Origin of the sequence: Phenylobacterium sp., assembly GCF_031412415.1 — a bacterium.
In the GTDB taxonomy this organism is placed as follows: Bacteria; Pseudomonadota; Alphaproteobacteria; order Caulobacterales; family Caulobacteraceae; genus Phenylobacterium.
This window is the reverse complement of sequence record NZ_JANOCX010000415.1, coordinates 1-9,571: the sequence shown is the minus strand read 5'-3', so window position 1 is coordinate 9,571 and position 9,571 is coordinate 1. Positions and strand designations below refer to the sequence as shown.

The window sequence follows — 9,571 nt, the reverse complement described above, 5'->3', positions numbered from 1 at the left end:
CATACCGAGCGCCACATGGGCCATGTCGGTGACGCGTTCGCTGGCGCCGACCTGGTGGACCGCCTGCCCGGCCACTGCGCTATTGGCCACACACGCTATTCCACCTCCGGCGGCAGCTTCATCCGCAACGTCCAGCCGATGTTCGCCGACCTTGAGGCCGGCGGCGTCGCCCTGGCCCACAACGGCAACCTCACCAACTTCCTGACCCTGCGCGAGCAACTGGTCTCGGAAGGCGCGATCTTCCAGTCGACCTCCGACTCCGAGGTGATCCTTCACCTGCTGGCCCGCTCGCGGAAGGCCCGCTTCGTGGACCGGTTCATCGACGCCCTGTCGCGGATCGAGGGCGGCTACGCCCTGGTGGCCCTGACCAATAAGAAGCTGGTGGGCGTGCGCGACCCCCTGGGCATTCGCCCGCTGGTGCTCGGCGAGTTGGACGGCAAGTATGTGCTGGCGTCCGAAACCTGCGCGCTGGACATGATCGGCGCACGCTTCGTGCGTGACATCGAGCATGGCGAGATGGTCGTGATCGACCACGACGGCATCGAGAGTCTGAAGCCCTTCCCCGCCTCGCGCGCCCGTCCCTGCATCTTCGAGTACGTCTACTTCGCCCGCCCCGACTCGGTGGTGAACGGCCGCTCGGTCTATGACGTGCGCAAGCGCATGGGCCGCCGGTTGGCTCAGGAAAGCCACGTGCCGGTCGACGTGGTGGTGCCCGTGCCCGATTCCGGCGTGCCCGCCGCGCTGGGCTACGCCCAGGAAACCGGGGTGCCGTTCGAGATGGGCATCATCCGCAACCACTATGTGGGCCGCACCTTCATTCAGCCGACGCAGGGCGCCCGCGAGCTGGGCGTGCGGATGAAGCTCTCCCCCAACCGCAATGTCCTGGCGGGCAAGCGGGTTATGCTGATCGACGACTCCATTGTTCGTGGCACCAACTCGGTGCGCGTGGTGCGGATGGTGCGAGAGGCCGGCGCCGCCGAGGTGCACCTGCGTTCGGCCTCCCCGCCGATCATGTGGCCGGACTACTACGGCATCGACATGCCCGATCGCGAACATCTGTTAGCCGCCAACAAGTCGGTGGCCGAAATCGCCAAGATCCTGGAGGTCGACTCCATGGGCTATCTGTCGGTCGACGGCCTCTACGCGGCCATGAACGCCGCGCCGCGCGATCCCGTGAACCCGCAGTTCACCGACCACTACTTCACCGGCGATTACCCCACGCGGCTGTTGGACCGCGAGATCGCCGAGGGCCGCAACGACGGCGCCGACCGCCAGCTCTCCTTCCTGGTCGACGCGTGATTTCAAGGCTTTCGGCCTGGCGCAAGGCGCTGGGCCTCGACTGGTACATCGCCGCCATCGTCGGCATGGTCGTGCTAGCTTCGATCCTGCCGGCGCGCGGCGAGGCCGCGCTCGCCGTCGCCACCGCCACCAAGTTCGGCATCGCCCTGGTCTTCTTCCTGCACGGCGCCAAGCTCAGCCAGGAAGCGGTGATCAAGGGCCTGCTGCACTGGCGGCTGCACGGCCTAGTGCTGGCGACGACCTTCGTGCTCTGGCCGCTGACCGGTCTCGGCGCGGCGACCCTGCCGAGCTGGGTGCTGCCCGCCGCCCTCGCGCCCGGTGTCATCTTCCTGGCTTGCCTGCCCTCCACCATTCAGTCGGCCATCGGCTTCACCGCCATAGCTCGCGGGAATGTGGCCGCCGCCGTCTGCGGGGCCTCGGCCTCCAATCTCATCGGCATGTTCGCGACGCCGATCATGGCCGGCGTCCTGCTGGGCGCTCAGGGCGACGGTGTCTCGCTTTCGTCCCTGCAGGCCATTTTGCTGCAACTGCTCGCGCCGTTCATCGCCGGGCAGCTCCTGCGCCGCTGGATCGGTGGCGTCATCCAACGCAACGGCAAGGCCTTCGGCCTCGTCGACCGGGCCTCCATCCTGCTGGTGGTCTACAATGCCTTCTCCGGCGCGGTGGTGGCCGGGATCTGGAGCCAGGTCTCGGCCTTCGATCTCGGTCGGCTGGTGGTCGTCTGCCTGGTCCTGCTGGCGATTTCTCTGGGCTTCATGATCTGGATCGCCCGGACACGGGGTTTCTCCACCGAGGACGAGATCGCCATCGTGTTCGGCGGCTCGAACAAGAGCCTCGCCGCCGGGGTGCCCATGGCCGGCGTCCTGTTCCCGGCTGCCACTGTGGGCTTCATTCTTCTGCCGGTGATGCTCTATCACCAGTTCCAATTGATGATCTGCGCCGCCCTGGCGCAGCGCTACGCCAAACGAGTTTCTCCATGACCGCCATCCTCCCCCTCGACGGCAAGATCGCCCTGGTCACCGGCGCCACCCGCGGCATCGGCCGCGCCTGCGCCCTGGCTCTGGCCCAGGCCGGCGCCCACGTGGTCGCGGTCGGCCGCACGCAGAGCGCGCTTGAAACCCTCGATGACGAGATCAAGGCGACCACCGGCAAGCCCGCGACCCTCGTGCCACTGGACCTGACCCAGGGCGACACCATCGACGGCCTGGGCCTGGCGATCCATCAGCGGTTCGGCCGCCTGGACATCCTGGTCCACGCCGCCGCGATCCTGGGTGGCTTGAGCCCCATCTCGCACATCGACCCGTCGAACTGGGAGAAGGTGTTCTCCAGCAACGTCACCGCCACCTATCGCCTGATCCGTTCCACCGAGCGCCTGCTGCGCGAAGCGCCGGCCGGGCGGGGCATCTTCTTCACCACCGGGCGCGTGGAGCGGCCGAAGGCCTTCTGGGGCGCCTATGGCGCGTCCAAGGCCGCCCTGGAGCATCTCGTGCGGACCTGGGCCGATGAGCTTGAGAACACTACCATCCGCGCGGTGCTGGTCGATCCGGGGACCATGCGCACCAAGATGCGCGCCGAGGCCATGCCGGGCGAGGATCCGATGACCCTGCCGGAACCTGCCGAGATCGGGCCGATGATCGTTGAACTGGCGCAGGCCGATCTCGGCCTGCCGAAGGTCAACGTCCGCTTTTCCGACTGGTCACAGGCCGGGACGCTCGCTTCGGCTTGACGCCGGGCCGGTTGAGCTTGGCCTTGCGTCCCTTGGGCGTGGGGCCGGCGCCGATCTTGAACTTGCCCACCGAGGCCAGCTTGGTCTTCGGCTTCACCTTGGGTTTAGGCTTGGCCTTGGCGACAGGCTCCTCGATCTCGGCGGCGGCCGCCGCCGCGGTGATCCGAGACCGCGTCGCCGCGACACCCTTGGGAGCAGCGGCCTTCTTGCCGATCTTGGGCGCGAAGACGGGCGCGGAGGATCGCGGCGCTGGTCCACCCTTGTCCTCGCCCTCGGCATAGGGGTTCTTGTTCGACTTGACCGTCAGGCGCATCGGCACGCCGGGCATCTCGAAGCTCTCGCGGAGCGAGTTGATCAGATAGCGCCGGTAGTGGTCAGGAAGCTGCTCTGCGCGGGTGGCGAACAGGACGAAAGTCGGCGGCCGGGCCTTGGTCTGGGCCATGTACTTCGGCCGCACACGGCGCCCGCCCACGGCCGGCGGCGGATGGCGCTCGATCGCCATGTGCAGCCAGTCGTTCAGGTCGCGGGTCTTGACCTTGGTCGACCAGTCCTTGTGGACCTTGATCACCGCCGGCATCAGCCGGTCCAGGTGTCGTCCGGTCTCCGCCGAGAGCGCGATCACGGGCGAGCCGCGCAGCTGCGGCAAAAGCCGGCCGGCTTCTTCGATCAGGTACTTCAGCGTCGCGCCCTGGTCGGCGACGAGGTCCCACTTGGCCAGACAGAAGACCAGGCCGCGCCCTTCGCGTTCGACAAGGTCGGCGATCTGCAGATCCTGGATCTCGAAGGGGTGCGTCGCGTCCATCACCAGGATGACGATCTCGGCGAAGGTGATCGCCCGGATCGAGTCGTGGGTCGACAGCTTCTCCAGGTTCTCCTGGACCTTGGCCTTGCGGCGCAGACCCGCGGTGTCAACCAGGCGGATCGCCTGGCCGTCCCAATTCCAGTCGACGGAGATGGCGTCTCGGGTGATGCCGGCCTCGGGACCGGTCAGCAGACGATCCTCGCCGATCAACTTGTTGACCAGGGTCGACTTGCCCGCGTTCGGACGGCCCACGATGGCGATACGGATCGGCTTGTCGTCTTCCTCGGCCTCGGCGCCGTCGTTCTCGGGTTCGACGGCCAGCAGCGCCTGGAAGAGATCCGCCATACCCTCGCCGTGCTCGGCGGAGATGGCGATGGGTTCGCCCAGGCCCAGGCCGAAGGCCTCCATCACGCCGACGTCGCTGGCCTTGCTCTCGGCCTTGTTGGCGACGACCACGACCGGCTTATCGTACTTGCGCAGGATTTCGGCGAAGACCTCGTCCATCGGGGTCACGCCGTCGCGAGCGTCGATGACGAACAGCGCCACGTCGGCCTCGGCGATGGCAAGTTCCGTCTGCTGGCGCATACGCGATTCAAGGCTGTCGTCGGTGACGTCCTCGAAGCCGGCTGTGTCGATCAGCTCCAGGTCCAGATCGCCGATACGCCCGGTGCCGTAGCGACGGTCGCGGGTGACGCCCGGCTGGTCGTCGACGATGGCGAGCTTGCGCCCGGCCAGCCGGTTGAACAGCGTGGATTTTCCGACGTTGGGACGCCCGACAATGGCTAGCCGCATTGGCATGACGTCACGTTTCGTCCGGTTTAGCGCAGCGCGATGAGTTGAGCCTCATCCGTCACGACGTAGATGGTTCCGTTCACCGCGATCGGGCCGATCAGGGTGGGCGCGCCCAGGTCCATGGTCTTCTCGACCTCGCCGGTCTTGGCGTTGATAGCCACCAGCTCGCCGGTCGTGCCGGCCAGCACGATGCGGTTTGACGCCAGCAGCGGGCTCGACCAGATCGGGCGCGTCGTATACTTTTTCTTGCCGCCCAGGAAGCCGATGCCCATGAAGCCGCGGCCGCTGCTGCGTTCGCGGCCCACGCCCAGGTCGCGGATCCAGTAGATCTGGCCGGTCTCGCGGGCCGCGCAGATCACCTCGCCGGACTTCGACACCACATAGACCACGTCGCCGGCGGGCCACGGGCTGGTGATGCCGGTCACGGGCAGGGTCCAGCGCGCCTGCCCCGTCCGCAGATCGGTGGCCGCGAAAACGCCGGAGTGGCTGACGGCGAAGACGTCGCCCTGATAGATCACCGGCCGGCCCGGGATGTCGCGGATCTCGGACAGGGCGTTGTTGCGGTTGGCCTGGCTCAGGGCTTCGTTCCAGAGGTCGTTGCCGTTGGCCGCGCGCAGGGCGACCAACTCGCCCGACCCGAAGGAGGCCACGACGGTGTCGCCCGAGACCGCCGGCGACGACGCCGCCAGGATGCGGGCCGATTCCGACAGGCCCTGATAGGTCCAGCCATCCGCGCCGGTGGCGGCGTCGAAGGTCAGAAGGGTGTTGTCCACCGACACGACGAACAGCCGACCGCCGGAGACGGTGGGCGCGGCGTGGATGGGCTGCTCCGTCACCGTTCGCCAGACCACCGCGCCGGTGTCGGCGTTGAGCTGGGCGACGAAGCGATAGCCGGAGCTGACATAGAGCTTGCCGTCGGACACGGCGAGGCCGCCACCGAAGGCTTCCTTGTCGCGCTTGCTGTCGGGCCGCAGATTGACCTTCCAGACCTGCGAACCGGACTGGGCGTCGAAGGCCGACACCGAGGCTTCCCCGTCCATCACGAAGATCTTGCCATTGGCCGACACCGGAGGGGCGGTGACGAACGAGCCGCCGCCGGAGCCCCGGCCGAAATTGCGCTTCCAGGCGACCGACAGGCTTCCGCCGGCCTCGGGCTGGCCGTTGGATTGCTCGGCCGTGCCACCGGGCAGCGGCCATTCCGTGGTCGTCGCGGGCGTGGGCAGGAAGAAGTCGGCGCCCTTGAGCGCCTCGGCGACTTCCAGCTTCTGGTCGGCGGCGACGATGGAGATCCGCTCGCCCTCGGCGGCGGTCTCACCGGGACCGTCGTCTCCGCCGCGATTGAAGGGGTTCAACCGGCTGACCGTCGAGCAGCCGCTCACGACCATGGAGGCGGCCAGGAGCAGGACAAGCAGGCTGTTACGGCGCATCGACGTCATTGGGGTCCGGGGGCTTGCTGTTGCGGCGCGGGCTGGGCTTGGAGGCCAGGCGGCAGAGCGCCGGGCGCGAGGGCGACGGGCGGCGGAAGCGCCAGGGCGGCTTTCACCGCGCCGGGCACGGCCTTGGCCGAACCGGAGTCGATCAGGGCGATGGCGGCCTTGGCGCGCTGGCTGACGCCCTCGCCGCCGTCGACCATCAGCGACAGCACCGAGAACTCGGTCCGCGCGCCGGCCAGGTCGCCCGCCATGATCTTGGCGAAGGCAAGCGCTTCACGCGCCTGAACGCGATAGGGCCGGCCTTCTTCGGTGAGCGGCTTCAGGCGCGCCTCCATGTCCTTGTACGGGCTTGAGTCGAGCAAGGCGAAGGCGGATTTGAGGCGGGCCATGTCCCCCAGGACCGGCGTCGGCGCGGCCTCCGCGGCCTGGTCGAACAGCTTCACGGCCTCAGCGACCTTGTTGTCGGAGAGTTGCACGCCGCCCAGTTGCTGCAGGGCCAGCGATTTGTAGGCGCGCGACGACGACTTGGCGACTTCGCCCCACAGGCGCAGGGCCTCGTCGCGCTGGCCGGAGGTGAAGGCCTCGCCCGCCGCGGCGTACTGCTCCGAGGCGTCGGCGTGGGCCTTGGCGCGGTACGACTGGTAACCCCAGATCCCGAGGGCGATGACCAGCGCCAGCGCCAGCACCCCGCCGATCCACGGCAGGGATTTGCGCGCGAGCGCCTTGTAGCGGTCGGTGCGAAGCTGCTCCTCGACCTCTTCAAAGACATCAACCACGAAAGGGAACTCCGCGCGAAAGGGCGTTAGGGTTTTGAGCGGGGGAACCTATAGCGGCGGGGCGTGCGCTGCAACGCTCGCTGTTGGTTCATGAAATCGACCGGCGGGCTGGCCCTTGCGGACCGCCTTCAAGGCTTGGCGCGTTTGTCGATCAGGCAGGTCACCGCGACGTCTGCCGTCACGTTCCCCACGGTGCGGAAGATGTCGGGGATGGTTTCCACCGCCAGCAGGATCGGCAGCAGTTCCAGCGGCACGCCCATGATCAGGCAGATCGGACCAGTGGTGGTGAAGAAGGTGATCTGACCCGGCAGGCCGACCGAAGCCAGGCTGATCACCGCGGCCACGCCCACCCCGGCGATCAGCAGGGCGGCGGTCAGGTCGACGCCATAGACGTGGGCGCAATAGATCGCCACGCCCAGATTGGCGGCCGGACTCGTGATGCGGAACAACGACACCGCCAATGGCAGAACCACGCCACTGACTCGCTCGGGCGTTCCGAGCTGGGCCGCGCCGGCGATCATGGCCGGCAATGAGGCGATAGACGATTGGGTCGAGAACGCCACCACCTGCGCCGGCGCCACGGCGCGCGCGAAGGCGAACAGCGGCGCCCTGGCGGCCAGGGCGATCAGGTAGGCCAGCAGGGTGACGGAAATGCAGACCCCCGACAGCAGCAGGATGTAGTGGCCAAGCGCGCCCGCCGCGCCGAACCCGGCCTTGGCGCCGACGATGAAGGCCAGGGCCAGCACCCCCACGGGCGCCACCCACAACACCCACTGAACAAGCACCAGCATGGCGTCCATGACGGCTTGGAAAAAGGTCAGCAGCCCGGTCTGCAGGTCGGCGCGGATACGCGTGGCGGCCATGCCGAACAGCAGGGCGAACACCACCAGCGGCGCCATCTGACCGGTCGCGGCGGCTTCGACGGGATTGGTCGGCACGAAGGCGCGCAACCAGGCGCCCATGGTGGGGAAGTCGGGAAGCTTTTCCGCCGAGGCGCCCGCCGCCTCCCTCAGCCCGGCGACCGCCTCCACCGGCGCGGGCCAGGCCGCCAGAACCGCGCTGAGCGCCACGGCGCAGAACGTCGCTGACAGGACTAGGAACAACGCGAAGAAACCCAGGGCCTTCGCCGCCGTGCCGCCCGCCGCCGCGGTGCCGGCCGCCGAGGCGATTCCCACCACCAACAAGGAGAAGACCAGCGGGACGATGGTCATCCGCAAGGCGTCCAGCCAGATACCGCCCACCGGCTCGGCGACCGCCAGGATGTTTTCGAGGAAGATCGCCTCCGCGAGCGACGCGCCCAGGACCAGCCCCACCACCAAGCTGAGCAGGATCCGCACGGTGGATTGGCCGGCGGCGGCGCGGAGGGCGGAGGTCACGGATGCCATGGCGCGAACCTAGTGCGTTCCGGGGTCTTGGAAACCGGATTCGCGCCGGGCCTAGGCGAAATCCTTCCCAAGTTCGGCGCGTGTCGCAGGACCGAGCACCGCCAGATGCGCATAGGTCTTGTGATCGCATCCAACGAGGATGGCGACCGCCGGATCGCGGAAGACAGCGATCTGCTCAGGCTTCAGCGGGAAGCGCACGAAGTGGACGGACGAGGCCTTGCCATCCTCGCGGGTGCGTTCCACGTCGCCCTCAGGGACCCCCATCACCTTTTCCGACCCGACCTGCAGGAAGAACAGGTCCTCAACGCCGCCCAGGCGCGACAGCAGAGCTGCGCGGCGGTCGGGGTCGTCGATCTCGAACATGATGGTGGCGACCAGTTCGGAGCCTTGCGGAATCAGCGGGTTATAGGCCGCGAGCTCATCGGGCACCTGAGCCGCCCCGCCCTTCTCAGTCAGCAGCATTTCCTGGATCTGGAACAACATGGTGTCGAAGCACTCGAAATAGACCGTGCAGCTCGGACCCAACGCGATGCGGCGCAGACGCTTGGCCGGCAGCAGGGCTGCGCGGCGCTCGGCGCGGACCTTGGCGAACTCGCCATCCGGCATCAGGTCGTCGGGGGTCACTTGGCGCAGGTTGAGGGGCATGGCGTCCTCGTCAGAGCGCGCCATAGGCGCGGGCCAGAATTTCGATGGGATGGGACTGTCGGGGCTGGGGCCCGGCGGTCTCGACGGTCAGGAGCTGGCCCAGGTGCTTGCAGGCCAAGGGGCAGTCCGAGCAAAGCTCGGCGGTCTCCTGCTTGGCCACGGCGCGGGCGGCGGCCTTGCCGATCTTCACCGCCGAGGGCCGCGTCTCTTTCATCACCCCGAAGGTGCCGCCGTGGCCGGAGCAGCGCTCGACCACCTCGACGCGGGTGTCGGGGATCAAGCGCAGCAACTCTGCCGAATTCTGACCCATGTTCTGCGCCCGCGCTTGGCAGGCATGGTGGACCGTCACCCCGCCCGCGACCGGCGAGAGGCCGGGCGCCAGACCGTGGGTCTTGGCGATGTCGACCACATACTCGCTGATGTCACGCGTCGCGGCGGCCAGGCGCAGAACGGCGTGGTTCTCCGGCAGCATCAGCGGCCACTCGAACTTCATCATCAGCCCGCACGAGGCGGTCAGCGCGATGACGTCGTAGCCGTCGTCGATGTAGGACGCGAAGGCCTTGGAGACCCGCTCCGCCGCGCCCGACACCGCGGCCAGGTCGCCGGCTTCCAACTGGGGCATCTTGCAACACTCGGGGTAGACCAGCTTCACCTCGACACCCTGCAGAGCCAGCACCCTGGCCGCCGCCACCGCCGTGTCGGGCTCGTTGTAG

General features: G+C 68.1%; 9 protein-coding genes. 3 read left to right on the top strand and 6 right to left on the bottom strand.

Going from position 1 to position 9,571, the window contains the following annotated elements; translation table 11 throughout:
• From purF to RMO04_RS19315, 3 genes are all read left to right on the top strand, one after another.
• Nucleotides 1–1,299: amidophosphoribosyltransferase (gene purF, locus RMO04_RS19325; RefSeq protein ID WP_309646399.1), on the top strand; the 1,299-nt coding region annotated here is incomplete at its 5' end.
• Nucleotides 1,296–2,279 carry a bile acid:sodium symporter family protein gene (locus tag RMO04_RS19320; RefSeq protein ID WP_309646398.1) on the top strand — a complete coding sequence of 328 codons (984 nt, stop codon included), beginning with the start codon at nt 1,296–1,298 and terminating at the stop codon, nt 2,277–2,279. The genes purF and RMO04_RS19320, both read left to right, overlap by 4 nt.
• Nucleotides 2,276–3,025, top strand: a complete 750-nt coding sequence (locus RMO04_RS19315) for an SDR family NAD(P)-dependent oxidoreductase (protein ID WP_309646397.1) — start codon at nt 2,276–2,278, stop codon at nt 3,023–3,025. The genes RMO04_RS19320 and RMO04_RS19315 overlap by 4 nt, the downstream gene beginning before the upstream one ends.
• On the opposite strand, the gene der is transcribed toward RMO04_RS19315, so the two are convergent.
• The 6 genes from der to RMO04_RS19285 all read right to left on the bottom strand — a co-directional run.
• Nucleotides 2,973–4,625 (bottom strand): ribosome biogenesis GTPase Der, encoded by a 1,653-nt coding sequence (der, locus tag RMO04_RS19310; protein WP_309646396.1) that lies wholly within the window; start codon nt 4,623–4,625, stop codon nt 2,973–2,975. The two genes, RMO04_RS19315 and der, sit on opposite strands and share 53 nt — an antisense overlap.
• A 20-nt stretch (nt 4,626–4,645) precedes the next feature.
• Entirely contained in the window at nt 4,646–6,055 is a 1,410-nt protein-coding gene (locus tag RMO04_RS19305; RefSeq protein WP_309646395.1) for a PQQ-binding-like beta-propeller repeat protein, read from the bottom strand.
• Nucleotides 6,052–6,828 (bottom strand): tetratricopeptide repeat protein, encoded by a 777-nt coding sequence (locus tag RMO04_RS19300; RefSeq protein WP_309646394.1) that lies wholly within the window; start codon nt 6,826–6,828, stop codon nt 6,052–6,054. The genes RMO04_RS19305 and RMO04_RS19300 overlap by 4 nt, the downstream gene beginning before the upstream one ends.
• Before the next feature lie 128 nt (nt 6,829–6,956).
• Nucleotides 6,957–8,213 (bottom strand): cation:dicarboxylate symporter family transporter, encoded by a 1,257-nt coding sequence (locus RMO04_RS19295; protein ID WP_309646393.1) that lies wholly within the window; start codon nt 8,211–8,213, stop codon nt 6,957–6,959.
• 51 nt (nt 8,214–8,264) lie between these two features.
• A complete protein-coding gene (locus RMO04_RS19290; RefSeq protein WP_309646392.1) occupies nt 8,265–8,858 on the bottom strand; it encodes a DUF3501 family protein in 594 nt (197 codons plus the stop codon).
• 10 nt (nt 8,859–8,868) lie between these two features.
• A partial coding sequence (locus RMO04_RS19285; protein WP_309646391.1) for a heterodisulfide reductase-related iron-sulfur binding cluster occupies nt 8,869–9,571 on the bottom strand: 703 nt, incomplete at its 5' end.

Excerpts from the sequence above, each read along its gene's own strand:
- RMO04_RS19315 (WP_309646397.1), top strand. The coding sequence starts at position 2,276 with ATGACCGCCATCCTCCCCCTCGACGGCAAGATCGCCCTGGTCACCGGC.
- der (WP_309646396.1), bottom strand. The coding sequence starts at position 4,625 with ATGCCAATGCGGCTAGCCATTGTCGGGCGTCCCAACGTCGGAAAATCC.
- RMO04_RS19305 (WP_309646395.1), bottom strand. The coding sequence starts at position 6,055 with ATGACGTCGATGCGCCGTAACAGCCTGCTTGTCCTGCTCCTGGCCGCC.
- RMO04_RS19295 (WP_309646393.1), bottom strand. The coding sequence starts at position 8,213 with ATGGCATCCGTGACCTCCGCCCTCCGCGCCGCCGCCGGCCAATCCACC.
- RMO04_RS19290 (WP_309646392.1), bottom strand. The coding sequence starts at position 8,858 with ATGCCCCTCAACCTGCGCCAAGTGACCCCCGACGACCTGATGCCGGAT.